The organism is Thalassolituus sp. ST750PaO-4, from assembly GCF_020320405.1.
Lineage (GTDB): Bacteria > Pseudomonadota > Gammaproteobacteria > Pseudomonadales > Oceanobacteraceae > Venatoribacter > Venatoribacter alkanivorans.
In genome coordinates this window covers 271,069-290,093 of sequence record NZ_JABVCB010000005.1, presented here as the reverse complement: position 1 = coordinate 290,093, position 19,025 = coordinate 271,069, and the positions used below count along the sequence as shown (strand labels likewise).

Sequence of the window (19,025 nt, the reverse complement as noted above, 5' to 3'; positions counted from 1 at the left end):
TGAGCGACCTTCTTCATGGCTTATGTTCCGGATTCACGACAGCGCTGCCGATACCACGCGGGTCGGAGGCGGCCGTCACCTGCTGTTTGCGCTTATCCCATAGGATCGCCTGCATATTGCCGTACTGGCGTCCTGCGGTCTGCAGGCGGTGTCCCATACGGGTCAGGGCAACCTCCTGTTGCGCGCTGAAAGCGCCGGGTTCGTGTTGCAGTACATCCGGCAGATACTGATGATGAAAACGCGGGCGGCTGACCCAGTCACTTACCGCTTTGCCCTGCAGATGTTCCAGCGTGCCCAGCAGCACCATGCTGATAATACGGCTGCCGCCGGGGGTGCCGATAATCGCGGTTTGCTGCGGGCTGTTGATAATGGTCGGTGTCATGCTCGACAGTGGCCGCTTACCCGCGGCGATGGCGTTGGCTTCGTTACCGGTCAGGCCATAGGCGTTGGGGGCGCTTGGCTTGGCAGAGAAGTCGTCCATTTCGTTATTCAGCAGAATTCCTGTTCCGGCGGCGGTAAAGGCCGAGCCGAAGGGCAGGTTAATACTCAGCGTGGCCGAGACCATATTGCCGTCTTTATCCAGCACCGACAGATGGGTGGTGTGGAAGCCTTCGTTAAGGTTTTTTGGCCCGGCCAGATCAAGGCTCGGAGTGGCCTGTACCGGATCGATACTTTCGGCCCAGACTTGTGCCCGTGCTTCGGATAACAATCCGGATACCGGGACATCGACAAAATCCGGGTCGCCGAGAAACTCGGCGCGGTCACGGTAGGCGCGGCGCATCACTTCGGTTAACAGGTGGGTCTGATCCACAGGCGTCATGGTCTGCCAGCTGAAATGACTGAGCATATTCAGCATCTGCACAATGGCGATACCGCCGGAGGATGGAGGTGGTGCGCTGATAACTTCCAGTGCACCGTAACGCACGTGTACCGGCTCGCGTTCGACCACGCGGTAATTGGCCAGGTCTGCGGCTGTCCACTCGCCGCCGTTGCTGTTCACCGCTGAAAGCAGACGCTGCGCAACCGGGCCTTTATAAAAACCATCGAAGCCATTATTGGCCAGCGCTTCCAGTGTCTGTGCCAGTTCGGGTTGCTGCAGCTCAAAGCCCGCAGCCGGAATCTCGTTGTCATCGAGAAACAGGCGTGCACTTTCTTCATAGCGGCGTACCGCCTGCAGACGGTAGCCCATCAGCATGCGGTAGTGCTCGTCCACCGCGAAGCCGTCGCGGGCCTGTTGAATGGCTGCACGCAGCGTTTTCTTTAACGACAGCTCGCCATAGCGTTCGCTGATATAGGCAAAGGCGGCGGCCTGGCCGGGAATGGCTGCAGCGGTTGCACCGTTGACCGCTTTGTCGCGGTTTACGCTGCCGTCGGCGTTCAGATAGTAGTCGCGGTGGGCGGCAGCCGGGGCGGTCTCCCGGGCGTCGATAAAGCGGTACTGTGCTGCTTTGGCGTCGTACAGCAGCCAGAAGCCGCCGCCACCGATACCGGCACTGTAAGGCTCAACCACGCCCAGACTGGCAGCCACGGCAATGGCGGCATCAAAGGCGTTGCCACCCTGTTCCAGTACCGCCATACCGGCGGCGGTTGCCAGCGGGTGTGCACTGGCAATAGCGGCCTGGCCGGGAGCGCTGTTGTGGCTGCTGGCTGCGCTGGTGGGCGCGCTGCTGCGTTCGGCACCGGTAGTGTTCTGTGGTGTACTACAGGCGCTGAGTAACAGGGCAAACAGCAGTGGAATCAGGGTCAGCGGACGCGACGCAGTATGTAACATCGGGCGCATAAAAAAGGCCTCCTTGTGGGAGGCCTTAGTGTGTGGGAGGTCAGTCAGCGGTGCAACCGTCGTGGTGCAGGCTCCGCGTCTGCTTCCGCGCTGATCAGGCGATTTTTTTGCCGGTCAGTTTTTCGTATTTGGCTTCCAGTTCTTCCTGGGTTTCCATACGGTTTTCGTCCTGTGGAATACAATCCACCGGACAAACTAACTGGCACTGTGGCTCGTCGTAGTGGCCCACACATTCGGTGCACTTGGACGGGTCAATCTCGTAAATTTCTTCGCCGGCAGAAATAGCTTCGTTCGGACATTCCGGTTCGCATACATCACAGTTGATGCATTCGTCAGTGATAATCAGGGCCATGACTTACCTCCGTCAGGGGCGGGTTAATTCACACATTTCTTCAGGGCTTTGGCTACCTGAGGATTTACAAAATTGCTGACATCTCCGCCCAGTGAGGCGATTTCTCTGACCAGCGTAGATGAAATGTAAGAGAAGTGCTCAGCCGGAGTCAGGAACAGACTTTCCACGTTCGGCGCCAGTACACGGTTCATATTGGCGAGCTGGAATTCGTATTCAAAATCAGACACCGCACGCAGACCGCGCAGGATGATGTTGGCGTTTTTCTCTTTAACGAAATCAGCCAGCAGGTTGCTGAAACCAACCACTTCAACGTTGGCCAGATGGCCGAGTACGCTGCGTGCCAGATCGACACGGGTTTCGAGGTCCAGCATCGGCTTTTTCTTCGGATTGTCGGCCACCGCAAGAATGATGTGGTCAAACATACGCGCCGCCCGTTCGACCAGATCGGTATGACCGTTGGTGATCGGATCGAACGTGCCAGGGTAGACAGCAATATTCATGAATGAGCCTTCTGCGTGCGCTGGAAATGCGCCGCATAGTAAACAAAAGCCGCACGGCAAACAATAAAACGCTGGTGGCTGTTACGTGCAGGGGCGGATAACAAGAGTAAGTTTGCCGTGGATCAAATGATCCACGGCAGCTGACAGAGGAATCGTCAGGCGCTGGCTTTGATGGTTTCCAGCAGTTTGTTTGCCTGCTTGCAGGCCAGACCATAGATCGACAGCTGTGGGTTAGCGCCGATACTGGTCGGGAAGGCCGAACCGTCAAACACATAGAGGTTATCGAGGTGATGGTACTTACCATGACTGTCGACCAGACAACGGCTCTGATCTTCACCCATGGTCAGGCCACCCATGCAGTGAGCAGAGCCGGCGGTAAAGGCATTGGAGCGGAACTCCAGCTGACTGATACCGGCTTTGGCCTCTTCCCAGCTGCGGAACCACGGCGAATCAACGTGGGAGGCGCGTACCGCTTTGGCACCGGCAGCAAACTGAATTTCAGCCATGGTCAGCCAGGAGCGTATTACCCCGTCCCACAGGTAGTCGTTGATCTCGTAGTCGATGATCGGCGTGCCATCGGAGGCCAGCTCAATGCTGCCGCCTTCGCTGTCGGCGTGGAAGCCGTCGCGCAGCAGGGCAATCATGGCGTGCAGGTTCGGCAGCTTGCTGATGTCCTCAAAGTGCTGAGCACCATGGCCGAGCAGCAGTACCGAGGTCAGCCCTGGCTGCAGTGGTGGTACTTCGAGTTTGTAGCCCACTTTGCCGCTGACTTCGAGCCACTGGAAGTGGTCGGAGTAAATCGACTGTGGCGCGCCATAGTAAGGATCGATCACCTGTTCGAATTCGGCAAAGCAGAAGGTGGTCGGATGGAAGAAGGTACGCTTACCGATACGCTTGTGCGGGTCCGGTGCTTTGGAGCGCAGCAACAGCGCCGGGCCGTTGATCGCACCACAGGCCATCACCACGTGCGGCGCTTTGGCGACGAAGCTTTTACCGCTTGGCTGATAATCACGGCCGAGGGCGGTGACTTCCACGCCCAGTACTTTGCGGCCTTCCATAATCAGGCGTTCGGCACGGGCGCTGTACACCAGCTCAGAATGGTTATCCAGCGCCGCCGGAATGGTGGTGACCAGCATGGATTGCTTGGCGTTGGTCGGACAGCCGGTACCGCAGTAACCGAGGTTCCAGCAGCCGGATACGTTACGCGGAATTACATGCCAGTCGATACCCAGCTGAGTGGCGCCGCGGGCCAGTACCGAGTTGTTTTCATTCGGCGGCACCTGCCACGGAGCAACGTTTAGGCGCTGTTCCATCTTCTCGAACCAGGGGTCCATTTCAGCGCGGCTGAAACCTTCAACGCCAAACTCCTGCTGCCAGTAGTCGAGGGTTGGCTCCGGGGTACGGAAGCTGGAGGTCCAGTTGATCACGGTGGTGCCGCCAACGCAGCGACCCTGCAGGATCGACATCGCGCCGTCTTTGCTCATGCGCCCGGCGCTTTCCTGATACAGGTCGCGGTAGGCTTCACGCTCGTCCATGCGGAAATCGTTGGTGCTTTTCAGCGGGCCTTCTTCCAGCATCAGCACTTTCAGTCCGGCCTTGGCCAGAATCTCTGCGGTGGTGCCGCCACCGGCGCCGGTACCGATAATGATGACGTCGGCTTCGATGACGCTGCCGTCGGCGACTTCGGTCGATTCACGTACGTTCCAGCCGTTGGCGATACCGTCCAGAATGGGGTCGGGAATACCGGCAACCACCGGGATATCGGGCTGGCGTTGATTATTATTCTGCATTGCCTTGTCTCTTTTTATTCTGTGTTATCAGGCCGGGATTTTCTTTGGCGCGCCCGGGTAGCCGCTGCTGACAAAGGTTTCTGGCTGAGAGTACCAGCACATGGTCAGAAGCTTACACAGCGAGCCATAGCCCATGCGCTTCAGCTGGATGCTGCTGGTTTTCCAGTCCTGTAAAAAGGCTTCAATCTGCCCGGCGCTGGCCTCACTCCAGCTGCCCCATTGCGCGCCCATGGCGGTACGGATCGGAGCAACCTGCATCACGTCCAGCAGCTGTATCAGCTGGCTTCTGGAATAGTCTTCGAGGGTGCCGATCAGGGTATCCAGCGCTTTGGTCAGGCGCACCGGAGCGTCGGCGGCCAGTGTGCCGGGATAGCTTTTATTCAGAATGACCGGCGCCAGCGCGCTGAGGAATTCAATATCGCCGGCGCGCAGCAGCTTGTAGCCTTCGGCGGCAGGCACCTTGCTGCAGCCGGTCAGACCGGCCAGCGAGGCGCCCACGGTCAGTGCCGCAGCGGAGCTGGCACTGAGTTGTAAAAATCCACGACGGGAGGTGTTGAACATAAAACGCCTCCTCAGCGGATAAACAGCTTGCGGATCAGGCCCTGAATCGCGCCGCCGTACGGTGGGTAGATAAACTGTCCGCTGTTAAAGCGGCCTTTGCGGTGTACCGCTTTGGCTTTCGACAGGGCGATAAAACCTTCTTTACCGTGGTAATGACCCATACCGGACGGGCCGACACCACCGAATGGCATATCATCCTGCGCGATGTGCATCAGTGTATCGTTGATGGTGACACCACCGGCGTGGGTGCGCTCCAGCACTTTCTTCTGCTGTGTTTTGTCGTAGCTGAAGAAGTACAGCGCCAGCGGGCGGTCGCGGTCGTTAACGTAGTCGATGGCATCGTCCAGCGAGCGGTAAGGCACCACCGGCATCACCGGGCCAAAGAGTTCTTCCTGCAGCACTTTCATCTCGGCAGTGCCGTTTTCGACAAGATGCAGTGGCATCTTGCGGGTGCCGCTGAAGTCTTCGTTGGCCGGATTCACCACGGTGATTTTGGCGCCTTTCTCTTTCGCATCGGCGACCCAGGCCTGCAGGCGCTGGTGCTGACGTTCGTTCACCACCGCGGTGTAATCATTGTTGTCGCGGATGGTTGGATACATACGGGCGAAGGTGGCCTGATAGGTGTCGATAAACTCCTGCTCTTTACCGGCAGGCAGCAGCACGTAATCCGGGGCGATACAGGTCTGACCGGCATTCAGGGATTTGCCGAAACAGATGCGCTCGACGGCGTCTTTCATGCTGGCGCCCGGTGCGATAATGGCCGGTGATTTACCGCCCAGCTCCAGGGTAACCGGCGTCAGGTTTTTCGCTGCGGCGGACATGACGATGCGGCCAACGGCGGTTGAGCCGGTGAACACCAGATGATCCCAGGGAATTTCGGCAAAGGCGGAGGATACTTCCACTTCACCTTCGATCAGGGCCACCTGATTCTCGTTGAATACTTCCGCCAGCAGTTTCTTCAGCACCTTGTTGGTCACCGGCGTGAACTCAGACATCTTGATCATGGCGCGGTTACCGGCGGCCAGTGCGGTCATCAGCGGCAGCAGTGCCAGCTGAATCGGGTAATTCCACGGCACCATAATGCCAATCACGCCCAGTGGCTGGTACATCACATGGTTGTGTGACGGCGCAAACAGCATGCTGACGTGGCGCTTGGACGGTTTCATCCAGCCGCGCAGACGTTTGCAGGCGTAGTTGATGCCTTCAACGCTGGTCATGATCTCGGCGATCATGGTTTCGTCGGTTGAACGGCAGCTGAAATCCTGGTTCACCGCAGCAGCCAGTTCATCCTGATACTTCAGGATGGCAGCCTTCAGACGCTTCAGATCGGCAATGCGCTCGTCGGCGGACGGCATCGGGTTGTTACGGAACGCCTGTTGCTGTTGTTTGAACAGGCTGTGCATGCGCTCGAGCTCTTCATTGGGAGAGTGGAGACTGGTAACCGTCGCGACCATACTGGGCTCCTGCGGGATAGTTATTATTGGTTTGCTTTCGTCGGTTGGTATTATTAGAGTCATTACTCTAAAAGGTCAACACTGTAAAAGAATGATGGCGAAGATCAACCTTCTGCGCATGGCATTTGCGGCCAATCTGTGTGAGCCTGCGCCTGACAACATGACGCCCGGCGTTTTATCAGTAATACGGGCAGCGACAGCGGAAACGGCATGAGTACTAAAGAACGAATTCTCGACGCCAGCCTGCAGCTCTTTAATGAGCAGGGTGAGCGCAAGGTAACAACCAATCATATTGCCGCCCATCTGGCGATTTCGCCGGGCAATCTGTATTACCACTTCAAGAATAAGCAGGCGATTATCTTTGCCCTGTTTGAGCGCTATGAAAGCCGGGTGCTGGATATTCTGCAGGTGCCGGAAGAACGCGCGCTGCAACCACTGGATAAACTGCGTTATCTGCAGGACATCTTTACCGGTTTGTGGGACTACCGCTTTATGCACCGCGATATGGAACATCTGTTACTGGCAGACGCTGAACTGCATGCCCGTTACCGCGCGTTTTTCCGCCTGTGTCTGCAACGGGTGCAGCAGATTTTCCGTGGGCTGGCCGAGGCTGGCATTATCCGCATCAGCGAAGCTGACATCGCCAGTCTGGCGCTGAATACCTGGATTGTGGTGACGTCCTGGTTTTCTTTCTTGCGCTGCAATCTGCTCAATGCTGACGTTGATGCGATTTCGCCGGAGCTGTTGCGCGGCGGTATTTATCAGGTGTTTACGCTGGAGCGGCCCTATCTGACCGACGAGTACCGAGAGGCGATGAATCAGCTGCAACAGCAGTTTATTCCGCGTCCGAGCTGGCTGGAGGCCGACGAAGAAACCGTCGGCTAACGTGGTTTCCGGCCCGTTAGCGGGCCGGAAGTACGATGGCGGTAATCAGAAATTACGCAGGTAGGCGTTAACAAAATCAGACTGGTTGGCGGCGTCTTTTGCCGTCATAAAGGTTATTTCGTTGCCCTGACGGCGCAGCTTCAGAACCTCACCAAACTTGCATTGCACCGTCTGCAGTGCCGCCAGATCGGCCTTGAACTGTGGGTGATACTGACAGATACGGGCCATTTCACCGGCAACCTGTGAGCAGTAAGCGCCAATGCTGACATCTTTCAGCAGGCCGTCATTCACGCTGGTCCAGTCAATACGGGTCTTGATGGTGCTGCCGCAGGCCTGGCTGGCTTCGTTGTCTTTTTCGCTGAGCATGGTTTCGGTGTTCTTAACGTGTTTATCACGGTTAAACTGAGCCAGCTTTTTCTGGATGCCTTCGCTGTTTTGCAGACCGTAGCGTTCAACCAGCGCTTCACGGGTCGGGTCGGTTTCACCTTGCTCAACCGTGCCAACATTTACACCGTCACGGCCGGTGTCCGGCAGGAATACCTGAAAGTACTCATTGCCCCAGTTCATGCCTTTTAAAATCAGGGTTCTTGGCTGGCCATCGTAAGCGATGCGGTAGGCAACAGAGCCCTGACCGCGGTCCTGCATTTCTGCCAGAAAGACCACCCGGTCGACCGCGTGGTTAACACCGGAAACCTGTACCAGCGCTTTGCTGTCGTCGTTTTTCAGCGGCAGAATCACGGCCTTCAGCGACTGCGCGCCGCCGAGATATACCGGGTAGTCAACGACTTCAATAGCCTGGGCACGGAATGCGGTTAACAGGCAAAGGGTAAGAAAAGAAAGGGTTTTCAGCATGGAATGTCCTTATTGATAGCTGATTGAGCAGAATTCAGCTGCCGCTAAATGGCAGGCGGCGCTACTTTATCATCGCCTGCCCGGGAATTCTTCAGCCCTTTTGATAACTCAATCAAAAAACAATAAAAATCAGGGCTCCGGGTCCGCCATTACTTCAAACAGGCGGAAACAGAACTCCTTGGTTTCCTTATGTTTGATTTCCTGCCAGTTGGCCGGAAACAGTGGCTGCAGGCGAACTTCATGCTCGATATACACCAGTGCTCCGGGCAGCAGGCGCAGGGCATCGATGGCCGGTTGCAGCAGGTCTTTGCCAAACGGCGGATCGAGAAACACCAGATCAAAAGGCTCCGGATTCTGTTGCAGCCACAGCAGGGCATCGCCGGCCCAGACCTGAGCGTTGCGGGCCTGCAGAATTTCCAGATTTTCGCGCAGCTGCAGGGCCGCATTGGGATGCTTCTCGAGAAAAATCACTTCCTTCGCACCGCGCGACAGTGCTTCGAAGCCCAGCGCGCCGGAACCGGCAAAGGCATCCAGTGTGCGTGCGCCTTCGACATCGTACTGCAGCCAGTTAAAGACGGTTTCACGTACGCGGTCCATGGTCGGACGCAGGCCATCGACGGCGGGAAAACGCAGGCGGCGGGAGCGCCACTGGCCACCAATAATACGCAGTTGCTGGGATTGGATTTTGCTCATGAGTTCTTCAGTGCTGGCTGGGTTCGCGCTGCGGCTGAGTTGCCGACAGACAGTGCAGCAATTCAGCGGGAGCGGTTTTCTGGCTCTGGCCGAGCTGATGATACAGCTGGCGGTAGAGGTCTTCCGGCAGGCGATAGTAGGCAAGATCGGCCTGAATGTCGATCTGATCACGGTCATCCTGCCAGCTTTGGCGCAGCAACCGGGCCTGCTCAAGCCGCCATTCGGCCCAGGCGCTGCGTGTTGGTTCTGCGGTTTTGGCTTGTGTATCGGGACTGATCAGCATATCAAGGCTGTCCGGCAAGCTGTAAAGGGTTGCCCAGGCGTGTGCCGGTTGTAGCGCCGACGCAGGTAACAGCGCCTGAGTCAGCCACAAGGCGCCCGCCAGATGCTCCTGGATACAGGCCGGCAGAGACCCGCTGAGAGGTTCCAGCGGCTGCAGATCCAGACTGCGGATGACGTAAGCGGCCATGGTTTTCTGGCTGAGTTCATCCCATGGCCCGGCAATCAGCAGCAGCGCCGGGCCTCCTTTCAGGTTACCCGGCAGTTGCTGTTTCAGGTTTTCGGCCCAGTCTGTGGCAGGCAGTTGCAGTGTGTACACCGCGCTGGTGGTGCGCAGTGCCAGATAGCCACCATTCACATCGCCGGCACTGCGCAGATAAACACCGACACCTTCCAGACTCTGCCAGAACTGCCAACCAGCAGCGGCCAGCGGCGGTTGCTGCCGCGCCGGTAATGGCTGTTGCTCTTCATCTTTCCAACCGAGATTAATCCAGCTGATCAGCAGCAGGCAGATGATAATCAGAGCGCTCAGGGTGGTGCGGCTGAAGCCGTGCAGCATAGGGCGGTTATCCCGGTTTGATGGTGGTTGCCGGTTTCAGGTGCAAACATGCCCTGAATGCGGGGTGAAATTTATCCGCTGCCGATTACATACGGCGGAATGATGGTAGGATAGCGCCCTGACGCCGGGTGCGGAAATAACGTGATGGGCTTTGGCCCGATTGCACTGTTTCGCAAAACCCCACAACACCCCGCAAAACCGGCGCATAACGAACATCCATTATTGTCCCTGATGTCTGAGTGCCCCGATGTTTGATTTTTTTAAGCGCAAAAAAAATGCTCCGGAAGCCGCCAAAGAAACCCCGGCGGAATCTGAATCCCCAGAACAATCTGCTGAACCGTCTCCTGAACAGGTGCAGGCTGACAGTACGGAAGCCGTAACCGAAGCGGCAGCAGCACCAGCCGCTGAAGTGGTGACGCCGGTGGCCGCAGCAAGCCCCGTTACTGAAGATGAAGCAGTTGCTGACGACGAACCAGTTGAAGCTCCGGTTGCTGAAGTTCCGGCTCCGGCCCAGCCGCAGACTCAGGATAAACCGCTGGATAATCAGGGCACGAAAAAGCCGGGCTTTTTCAGCCGTATCCGTCAGGGCCTGAGCAAAACCCGCAGCGGCCTGAGCGATGGCCTGGCCAACCTGTTGCTGGGCAAAAAAGAAATCGACGATGACCTGCTGGAAGAACTGGAAACCCAGCTGATCATGGCCGACGTGGGTGTCGAAGCCACGCAGGACATCATGAGCCGCCTGACCGCCCGCGTCAGCCGTAAGGAACTGAGCGATTCCGATGCCCTCTATAACGCCTTAATCGGCGAGCTGCAGGACACGCTGGGCGATGTGCAGGCCCCGCTGGTGATCGACAGCAGCAAAAAGCCTTATGTGATTCTGATGGTTGGTATTAACGGTGTGGGGAAAACCACCACTATCGGTAAGCTGGCCAAGCAATTCCAGAGCGATGGCAAAAACGTCATGCTGGCGGCCGGTGATACCTTCCGTGCCGCAGCGGTTGAGCAGCTGCAGGTCTGGGGTGAACGCAACAATGTGCCGGTGATTGCCCAGCACACCGGCGCCGATTCAGCTTCGGTACTGTACGATGCGCTGGAAGCGGCCAAAGCGCGTAAAGTCGATGTTCTGATTGCCGATACTGCCGGTCGTCTGCATACCAAAGACAACCTGATGCAGGAGCTGGAAAAAGTCGTGCGGGTCATGAAAAAACTCGACGACAGCGCACCACACGAAGTGATGCTGGTGCTGGATGCGGGAACCGGCCAGAACGCCATTAACCAGGCGCGTCAGTTCCAGCAGGCGGTCGGCGTGACCGGCTTGACCCTGACCAAGCTCGATGGCACTGCCAAGGGCGGTATTATCTTTGCGCTGGCCCGCCACTTTGGCCTGCCGGTGCGTTATATCGGCGTGGGCGAGGGCATCGATGACCTGCGTCCTTTTAATGCCGAAGAATTTACCCGCGCACTGTTCCAGCGCGAGCAGAACGACAACGGCTGATGGCCGCGAACAGGTCCAGCCGAACAAACATAAAAACAGGAGCCGGATATGACCATGGTGCAGTTTGACCGGGTCGGTAAACGTTACCCCGGAGGCAAAGAAGCCCTCAGTGGCATCAGCTTTGAGCTGGCCCGTGGCGAATTTGCCTTTCTTACCGGGCACAGCGGTGCCGGCAAAAGTACGTTGCTGAAGCTGATGATGCTGATGGAGCGTCCTTCCCGTGGTCAGGTGTTTGTCGATGGTCAGAATCTCGGGCGTCTGCGCGCCGGGCAGATCCCTTACCTGCGCCGCAAAGTCGGCGTGGTGTTCCAGAATCACCAGCTGCTGTTTGACCGCAGCGTCTTTGATAACGTCGCCCTCCCTCTGCAGATTGCCGGTTATACCCCCGCCGAAGCCGGACGCCGTGTGCGTGCTGCCCTTGATTCGGTTGGTTTGCTGGGCATGGAAAAACGCAACCCGATCGAACTGTCCGGCGGTGAGCAACAGCGCGTTGGTATTGCCCGTGCGGTGGTGAACAAGCCGGCACTGCTGCTGGCGGATGAGCCAACCGGTAACCTCGACCCTGAATTGTCGGCCGAGATTATGAATCTGTTTCTGCGCTTCCAGCAGGTGGGCGTCACCGTGCTGATTGCCAGCCACGATATCGCCCTGATTGAACGCATGGGGCACCGCCGCCTGATCCTCGATCACGGTCATCTACACGAAGGTCAGATCGCCGGTGCCGGAGGTATTTATGGCTGAGCCGAAAAACAGCGTAAAAACCCAGGCCGGTGCATCGCTGCAGGAAATCGGCATGCGCAAACGGCTGAATGCCTGGGCGGCGAACCATCAGCTAGTGGCGGTGGAAACCCTGATGCGTCTGCTGAGCAAACCGCTGGGCAGCCTGCTGACCTGGATGGTGATTGCCATTGCCCTGACCTTACCGGGCGCGCTGTGGATGGCGCTGGATAATATGGAGCAGCTCAGCGGCCGCTTTCAGGCATCGGGCCGGATCACGCTGTATCTGACACCAAAGGCGACCGAGCAGCAGGGTCAGCAGCTGAGTGACCGCATTGCCGCCCTCGACAGCGTGGCCAATACCGAATTTATCGATGCCGATACCGCACTGGATGATTTCCGCGACAACAGTGGCCTGCAGGCAGCACTGGATTTTCTGCCGGAAAATCCGTTGCCTGCCGTCATTCTTGTAGAGCCGCCGCTGGGCATCGAACAGGCCGCGTTGTTACGCCTGATTGAGCAACTTAAATCCTATCAGCTGGTCGATAGTGTGCAGCTGGATATGGCCTGGGTGGAACGGCTACAGGCGATGCTGGCACTGGCCGAGCGTTTAATCGGCGTGCTGGGTGTGTTGCTGGCGCTGGCGATTCTGCTGGTGGTTGGCAATACCATCCGTCTGGCGATTGCCGCACGGGTGGACGAAATCCGCGTGGTGAAGCTGGTCGGTGGTACCAACGCTTATGTGCGCCGCCCGTTCCTGTATACCGGGTTATGGTATGGCATGGTGGGTGGCCTGCTGGCCTGGTTATTGCTGATTCTGTGCTGGGCGTTGCTGAACGGCCCGGTGGCGGATCTGGCTGAGCTTTATGGTTCGGGCTTTGAACTGAAACCGCTGTCGGCAGGAGCCGCGATGGTGTTGCTGCTGGCGGCGATGTTGCTGGGCTGGTTAGGCGCCTGGTGGTCGGTCAGTCGGCATTTAGATCATATAGAGCCCTGATCTGGTCGAAACTGAATGTATTGTTCCGTAAAGGAACTCAATGGCATATTGGCTGTCAGACTTTGCAAGTGCTAAACTCAGTCGCCAACATACTTCGCAGAGGCTGCAAAAAGCACCTCACAGAGGCATTAAGAGGAAGGTTCAATGAACAAAGGTATGCAAGCCGTTAACGCTTTGTCCCCTGGTGCAAACCTGGAGTCGTACATTGCCACGGTTAATGCGATTCCTGTGCTCACCCCGGAAGAAGAGAAGCATCTGGCGGAACAACTTCATTATCACGCCGATCTCGAAGCCGCACGCCGTCTGGTTATGGCGCACATGCGTTTTGTTGTCCATATTGCCCGCAGCTACTCCGGCTATGGTCTGAATCAGGCTGACCTGATTCAGGAAGGTAACGTTGGTCTGATGAAGGCTGTTAAGCGTTTTAACCCGGAAGTGGGTGTGCGTCTGGTGTCCTTCGCTGTGCACTGGATCAAGGCCGAAATTCACGAATTTATTCTGCGCAACTGGCGCATCGTTAAAGTGGCCACCACCAAGGCCCAGCGTAAGCTGTTCTTTAACCTGCGCAGCCAGAAGAAGCGTCTGGGCTGGCTGAGCCAGGCAGAAGCCAAATCCATTGCCGAAGATCTCGGTGTGGAAACCAAAACCGTATTCGAGATGGAAGGTCGTCTGAATGCTTACGATGCGGCCTTTGATGCCGGCGTCGATGACGATGACGAAACCGCCTATCAGGCTCCGGCTCATTATCTGGAAGATCACAGTGCCGACCCGGCGCTGATGGTTGAGTCCGATAACTTCGAGCAGGATTCCAACGACCGTCTGCATATGGCGCTGGATCAGCTGGATGAGCGCAGCCGTGCGATTCTGCAGCAGCGCTGGCTGAGTGAAGAAAAAGCCACTCTGCACGATCTGGCGGCGGTTTATCAGGTATCTGCTGAGCGTATCCGTCAGCTGGAAAAGAACGCGATGAAGAAACTGAAAGAAGCTATGGGTGGGGCATTACTGCCAGCCTGATGCCGATGCGGTTTTATGATTAAACCGCCTCTCTTATAAAACCGCCTGCTGGCGGTTTTTTTATGCGCGCTGTTTGTATGCACGCGTTTCCTGCAGACACAAAAAAGCCTCCGCAAGGGAGGCCTTTCTGGTCGCGCAGGTCAGGCTTATTTGCCTGAACCACCGCGCATGGAGTCGAAGAAGTCGTCATTGGTTTTAGTCTGACGCAGCTTATCGAGCAGGAACTCGATGGCCTGAACATCTTCCATCTCGGTCAGCAGGCGACGCAGAATCCACAGACGCTGCAGCGACATTTCATCAAACATCATATCTTCACGGCGGGTGCCGGAACGACGGATGTTGATGGCCGGGTAGATACGCTTCTCGGCCACTTTACGGTCGAGGTGCAGTTCCTGGTTACCGGTACCCTTGAATTCTTCGTAGATCACTTCGTCCATCTTCGAGCCGGTATCAACCAGCGTGGTGGCGATAATGGTCAGCGAGCCGCCTTCTTCAACATTACGGGCAGCACCGAAGAAGCGCTTTGGTTTTTCCAGCGCGTTGGCATCCACACCACCGGTCAGTACCTTGCCTGAGCTTGGCACAACGGTGTTGTAAGCACGGGCCAGACGGGTAATGGAGTCGAGCAGAATCACCACGTCGCGTTTGTGTTCAACCAGACGCTTGGCTTTTTCGATCACCATTTCAGCAACCTGAACGTGACGTGCCGGTGGCTCATCGAACGTCGAGGCAACCACTTCACCGCGTACCGAGCGTTTCATCTCGGTTACCTCTTCCGGACGTTCGTCGATCAGCAGAACGATCAGGTCACATTCCGGATTATTGCGGGTAATTGACTGTGCAATGGTCTGCAGCAGCATGGTTTTACCGGCTTTTGGCGGTGCCACGATCAGACCACGCTGGCCTTTACCGATTGGCGCCACCAGGTCGAGTACACGGGAGGATAAATCTTCGGTAGAGCCGTTACCCTGTTCGAGGACAAAACGCTCTTGTGGGAACAGTGGGGTAAGGTTTTCGAACAGGACTTTGGATTTGGTGTTTTCCGGCTTATCGCCGTTAATCTGGTTAACCTTCAGTAACGCGAAGTAGCGTTCGCCTTCTTTCGGTGGGCGGATTTTACCGGCAACCTCATCACCTTTACGCAGGTTAAAACGACGGATCTGACTCGGTGACACGTAGATATCGTCGGGGCCTGCAAGGTAGGAGCTGTTGGCACTGCGCAGGAAGCCAAAACCATCCTGAAGAATTTCCAGTACGCCATCACCGTAGATGTCTTCACCGCTTTTCGCGTGGTGTTTCAGGATGGCAAAGATAATGTCCTGTTTGCGGGTGCGGCTGACGTTCTCAAGATTCATCTCCTTGGCTATTTCCAGGAGCTGAGGAACGGACTTCAGTTTCAGATCAGAAAGATTCATAAAGGGCTGGTGTTTATTGCAGTTATTGAAGGATTTTTGATGATTCATCAAGAGAGGAATGCGTGGGGGAACCCCGAACATCAACAGACTATAGACACATTGTTTTTGGGTGTCTACAGAAAAAGGCGCCTGTGGCGCCTTTTTATAAACAAGCTGCTACCAAGGTAGGCAATGGCTTATCAGAGAGCCTGCTCGATGAAAGCAGCCAGTTCAGATTTGCTCATCGCACCAATTTTGGTGGCTTCAGCCTGACCATTTTTGAACAGGATCAGGGTAGGGATAGAGCGGATACCAAACTTAGGTGCAGTGGCTTCGTTCTGGTCGATGTTCAGTTTGGCGATTTTCAGTTTGCCGTCATATTCTTCGGCAATCTCTTCCAGCACCGGCGCAATCATTTTGCACGGACCACACCACTCAGCCCAGAAATCAACCAGTACAGGTACGTCAGAGCCCAGTACATCGGCATCGAAGGAGTCGTCGGTTACGGTCAGGATGTTGTCGCTCATGTGTTTCCCCTGTGGAATTTAAGTTTCGCAGCCCCGCATTGTACGCCGGCTTTGTCTGGAATCAATTACCGATTCTCCGCTGGACGTAGGATGTCGCTGGCTGCATATTCAGTCTTATTCGCTAAATGGGGTCGGCGGCAGCACTTTTAAAGTCTGTTCCGGCAGAGCATAAACCCGCATCCGGTGTATTCGCGGTGCAGGGTTACCAGTATTCAGGAAAGTAGTTATGACAGATAACACTGGCGCGATGAACGATCTGATCGCAGCGGTGGACCTGGGTTCCAACAGTTTTCATATGGTCATCGCACAGGAGTTTCAGGGCGAAATACGTACTCTTGAACGTCGTGGTCAGAAGGTTCAGCTGGCTGCCGGTCTGGATGAACGCGGCATTCTGTCGGAAGAAGCGCAACAGCGCGGACTTGAGTGCCTGCGCGAGTTTGCGCAGTTTATGCAGGGCATGGAACCACGCCGGGTGAGTGTGCTGGCCACCAATGCACTGCGCGCGGCGCGCAACCGTCAGCAGTTTATTGAACGCGCTGAAGAGATTCTGGGTTACCCGATTGAAGTCATTGCCGGGCGCGAAGAAGCACGCCTTATTTATCTCGGTGTGGCGCACACGCTGGCTGACGATGCCGGTCGCCGTCTGGTGGTGGATATCGGCGGTGGCAGTACCGAATTTATTATTGGCGAACGCTTTGAACCCAAGGCGCTGGAAAGCCTGCATATGGGCTGCGTTTCCTATACGAAACAGTTTTTCCCGGATGGGGTGATAACCGAAGCGCGTTTTGATGACGCCGTTGATGCGGCGCGTCAGGAACTGCTGAACATCGAAACCCATTACAAACAGCTGGGCTGGCACAGCGCGGTGGGTTCCTCCGGTACTATCCGTGCGGCGGAACAGGCACTGGTGGAAAACGGCTGGGAAGCGGAAGGCATCACGCCTGCCGGGCTGAAAAAACTGCGCAAACAGATGCTGCAATACGCTACTACCGATGATGTCAGTCTGCCGGGGGTGAAACCGGAACGGCGTCAGGTATTTATCGGCGGACTGGCGATTCTGCAGGCGGTGTTCGATACCTTCGGTCTGGAACGCATGATTTATTCCGATGGAGCGCTGCGCGAAGGCGCATTGTGGGACCTGGTCGGGCGTTCTACCCATGAGAATGTCCGCGAACGTACGGTACAGGCCATGGCCGAGCGCTTTTATGTCGATACTGCTCAGGCGCAGCGGGTGAAAGAAATGGCGCGCGCCCTGTTTGCTCAGGTACAGAAAGACTGGAAGCTCGATAACGGCTGGGGTTACTGGCTCGACTGGGCGTCACAGTTACATGAAATCGGTCTGAGCATTGCGCACAGTGGCTTCCATAAACACGGCGCTTATTTAGTGCAGCATGCGGATTTACTCGGTTTTACCCGTCAGGGGCAAGCCAAACTGGCGGCCATGGTTCGCAGCCACCGGCGTAAATTTCTGCCTGAGTGTTTCTCCGAAATCGCTCCGGCCAGCCGCACGGCGATGATTCAGATCACGCGCTTATTGCGTCTGGCGGTGGTGCTCAATCACAGTCGTGGCGCGCATCCGGTTCCCTGTCCGCTGTTGCGCAGCGAGGGCGATCGTCTGCAACTGGTATTGCCGGAAGGCTGGCTGGCAGAGCATCCGCTGACCGCCCGCGATCTGGCGGCGGAAGTCAGTCAGCAGAAAGGTGCAGGTTTCAGCCTCGAAATCGCCTGAAGCTTGCGTCGCCTGTCCGGCTCATTCATCATCGCGGCCAATGTCTTTTGGCGACAGGATTACGATGCATGAGCTGATTCAGCATCGTGACTATTGTCTTTTGGCGACAGGATTACGATGTATGAAATGATTCAGCATCGTGACTATTGTCTTTTGGCGACAGGATTACGATGCGTGAAATGATTCAGCATCGTGACTCCCGCCGCAGAGTCTTTTGGCGCAGTATCACGGAGGATTGGCCAATGCGTGCCGCAGATCTGATTCACCTGCTGAGCCAGTACGATCCTGATATGGAAGTACCGGTGTCTTTTTCGCACAGCGCAGTGGATGAAACGCCACTGCCAAAAATCACTACCTGTACCAGCAATGAGCGCAGCCGCTGCTATGAAACACTGGTAGAGCTTGCCGAAGACGGCATGCTGGTGGTGAATGCCGGCGGACATATCACCTATATGAATCCGTATCTGGTTCGTCTCTGTGGTTATGCTCCGGCGGAACTGGCCGGGCGGCCCTTAACCGAACTGATGCCGCGCGACGACGCCGAATTATTACGCCAGCGGTTATTCAGCATGCAGGGCAGCAGCCGTTTTACCGTCCGTCTGATCAGCCGCAGCCGCGATATGCACTGGGTGCAGATTTCCGCTACCGCAATTCCCAGCAGTGATGGCAGTTTCCGTGGTTGTATGATGACCGTGACCGATTTATCGCGGCAGCAGATTCATTTACAGGGAATGGGAGATCAGCAATTACTGGGCGATAAAGTTGAACGTATTCACGATCAGCTGGAACGCCTGAAAGTATTACGCACGCATTTACTCAGCGAACTGGATGATATGCGGCAATTGCCAAGGGTTGATGCCACTCCGTTCTGGCATCAGGGGCGTTATCTGTATCTGATTGAGCCGCAGAAAAATGGTAAGCGCAAACGCCAGTATGTGGGTTCCGATCCGGAAAAAGTAAAACTGGCTTTGTCGGCTATGCGTCGCCAGCAGCGTTTTTTACAGGTACAGCAGGAGCTGGCACAGATTGATCATCAGATCCGTAATGCAACGTTCAAACTGGACAGTTTCCTTTGGGATCTGGCACAGGTGCCGCCCGATCTGCATCGTTTATTACCGGCTTCGGCCTGAAAAAAATACAGCATAAAAAACAGCGCCATGAGCGCTGTTTTTTTTAACTTCATTTTACCAGCGCTTAAAAATCAACCACTTCCGTATTGTATTTCACCGACCTTATTGCGTTGTCCGCCGCCTATTTTGACTGTACGGTCGTGTCACTTTTATTGCAGTTTTTACACAATTTTTATTATCAGAAAACTCAGCAGTTTTTTTCATGACAGCAATCCGGAATCGGTGGTTGTGCTGTCATGAATGCCCTCCCTAGCATCCGGGCTCCGCAGACCTGAGCAGAACGGTCGTGTGGCATACGCAACGAAAAACCCTTGTTT

The 19,025-nt window shown here is 56.1% G+C and carries 18 protein-coding genes; 7 read left to right on the top strand and 11 right to left on the bottom strand.

Annotated elements, in window-relative coordinates:
- Window positions 1-13: 13 nt before the first annotated feature.
- The 6 genes from ggt to HUF18_RS03710 all read right to left on the bottom strand — a co-directional run bounded on the left by ggt (window position 14) and on the right by HUF18_RS03710 (window position 6,437).
- A complete protein-coding gene (gene ggt, locus HUF18_RS03735; RefSeq protein ID WP_225691195.1) occupies window positions 14-1,780 on the bottom strand; it encodes a gamma-glutamyltransferase in 1,767 nt (588 codons plus the stop codon).
- 94 nt (window positions 1,781-1,874) lie between these two features.
- On the bottom strand, window positions 1,875-2,132 hold the full coding sequence (locus HUF18_RS03730; RefSeq protein WP_145467597.1) for a YfhL family 4Fe-4S dicluster ferredoxin: 258 nt from the start codon (window positions 2,130-2,132) through the stop codon (window positions 1,875-1,877).
- Window positions 2,133-2,155: 23 nt separating this feature from the next.
- The gene (gene coaD / locus HUF18_RS03725) at window positions 2,156-2,632 is read right to left on the bottom strand and encodes a pantetheine-phosphate adenylyltransferase (RefSeq protein ID WP_145467599.1); all 477 of its coding nucleotides are present in this window, start codon (window positions 2,630-2,632) and stop codon (window positions 2,156-2,158) included.
- Between the two features lie 155 nt (window positions 2,633-2,787).
- Complete coding sequence (locus HUF18_RS03720) at window positions 2,788-4,422, bottom strand: GMC family oxidoreductase (RefSeq protein ID WP_225691194.1); 1,635 nt, start codon at window positions 4,420-4,422, stop codon at window positions 2,788-2,790.
- A gap of 27 nt (window positions 4,423-4,449) precedes the next feature.
- On the bottom strand, window positions 4,450-4,983 hold the full coding sequence (locus HUF18_RS03715) for a twin-arginine translocation signal domain-containing protein (RefSeq protein ID WP_225691193.1): 534 nt from the start codon (window positions 4,981-4,983) through the stop codon (window positions 4,450-4,452).
- An 11-nt stretch (window positions 4,984-4,994) separates the two neighbouring features.
- Window positions 4,995-6,437 (bottom strand): coniferyl aldehyde dehydrogenase, encoded by a 1,443-nt coding sequence (locus HUF18_RS03710; RefSeq protein WP_225691192.1) that lies wholly within the window; start codon window positions 6,435-6,437, stop codon window positions 4,995-4,997.
- Between the two features lie 210 nt (window positions 6,438-6,647).
- On the opposite strand from HUF18_RS03710, the gene HUF18_RS03705 reads away from it, so the two are divergent.
- A complete protein-coding gene (locus HUF18_RS03705) occupies window positions 6,648-7,322 on the top strand; it encodes a TetR/AcrR family transcriptional regulator (protein ID WP_145467606.1) in 675 nt (224 codons plus the stop codon).
- A gap of 45 nt (window positions 7,323-7,367) precedes the next feature.
- On the opposite strand, the gene HUF18_RS03700 is transcribed toward HUF18_RS03705, so the two are convergent.
- The 3 genes from HUF18_RS03700 to HUF18_RS03690 all read right to left on the bottom strand — a co-directional run bounded on the left by HUF18_RS03700 (window position 7,368) and on the right by HUF18_RS03690 (window position 9,705).
- Window positions 7,368-8,174 (bottom strand): hypothetical protein, encoded by an 807-nt coding sequence (locus HUF18_RS03700; RefSeq protein ID WP_225691191.1) that lies wholly within the window; start codon window positions 8,172-8,174, stop codon window positions 7,368-7,370.
- A 129-nt stretch (window positions 8,175-8,303) separates the two neighbouring features.
- Entirely contained in the window at window positions 8,304-8,867 is a 564-nt protein-coding gene (rsmD, locus tag HUF18_RS03695) for a 16S rRNA (guanine(966)-N(2))-methyltransferase RsmD (RefSeq protein WP_225691190.1), read from the bottom strand.
- Between the two features lie 7 nt (window positions 8,868-8,874).
- Window positions 8,875-9,705, bottom strand: coding sequence for a hypothetical protein (locus HUF18_RS03690; RefSeq protein WP_225691189.1), 831 nt, complete (start codon window positions 9,703-9,705; stop codon window positions 8,875-8,877).
- Window positions 9,706-9,952: 247 nt separating this feature from the next.
- Here HUF18_RS03690 and ftsY point away from each other — a divergent pair, with 247 nt between their 5' ends.
- From ftsY to rpoH, 4 genes are all read left to right on the top strand, one after another.
- On the top strand, window positions 9,953-11,200 hold the full coding sequence (gene ftsY / locus HUF18_RS03685) for a signal recognition particle-docking protein FtsY (protein ID WP_145467610.1): 1,248 nt from the start codon (window positions 9,953-9,955) through the stop codon (window positions 11,198-11,200).
- Between the two features lie 54 nt (window positions 11,201-11,254).
- Window positions 11,255-11,941: a cell division ATP-binding protein FtsE gene (ftsE, locus tag HUF18_RS03680; protein WP_145468118.1), complete on the top strand. Its 687-nt coding sequence runs from the start codon at window positions 11,255-11,257 to the stop codon at window positions 11,939-11,941.
- Window positions 11,934-12,914: a permease-like cell division protein FtsX gene (gene ftsX / locus HUF18_RS03675; protein WP_145467612.1), complete on the top strand. Its 981-nt coding sequence runs from the start codon at window positions 11,934-11,936 to the stop codon at window positions 12,912-12,914. The genes ftsE and ftsX overlap by 8 nt, the downstream gene beginning before the upstream one ends.
- A gap of 144 nt (window positions 12,915-13,058) precedes the next feature.
- The gene (gene rpoH, locus HUF18_RS03670; RefSeq protein ID WP_145467614.1) at window positions 13,059-13,928 is read left to right on the top strand and encodes an RNA polymerase sigma factor RpoH; all 870 of its coding nucleotides are present in this window, start codon (window positions 13,059-13,061) and stop codon (window positions 13,926-13,928) included.
- A gap of 146 nt (window positions 13,929-14,074) precedes the next feature.
- On the opposite strand, the gene rho is transcribed toward rpoH, so the two are convergent.
- Together rho and trxA are read right to left on the bottom strand one after the other, a co-directional pair.
- Window positions 14,075-15,343, bottom strand: coding sequence for a transcription termination factor Rho (rho, locus tag HUF18_RS03665; RefSeq protein WP_145467616.1), 1,269 nt, complete (start codon window positions 15,341-15,343; stop codon window positions 14,075-14,077).
- A gap of 179 nt (window positions 15,344-15,522) precedes the next feature.
- Window positions 15,523-15,849 (bottom strand): thioredoxin TrxA, encoded by a 327-nt coding sequence (gene trxA / locus HUF18_RS03660; RefSeq protein WP_145467618.1) that lies wholly within the window; start codon window positions 15,847-15,849, stop codon window positions 15,523-15,525.
- Window positions 15,850-16,075: 226 nt separating this feature from the next.
- On the opposite strand from trxA, the gene ppx reads away from it, so the two are divergent.
- Together ppx and HUF18_RS03650 are read left to right on the top strand one after the other, a co-directional pair.
- Window positions 16,076-17,578, top strand: coding sequence for an exopolyphosphatase (ppx, locus tag HUF18_RS03655; protein ID WP_225691188.1), 1,503 nt, complete (start codon window positions 16,076-16,078; stop codon window positions 17,576-17,578).
- Between the two features lie 242 nt (window positions 17,579-17,820).
- Window positions 17,821-18,708, top strand: a complete 888-nt coding sequence (locus HUF18_RS03650) for a PAS domain S-box protein (RefSeq protein WP_225691187.1) — start codon at window positions 17,821-17,823, stop codon at window positions 18,706-18,708.
- Window positions 18,709-19,025 lie beyond the last annotated feature (317 nt).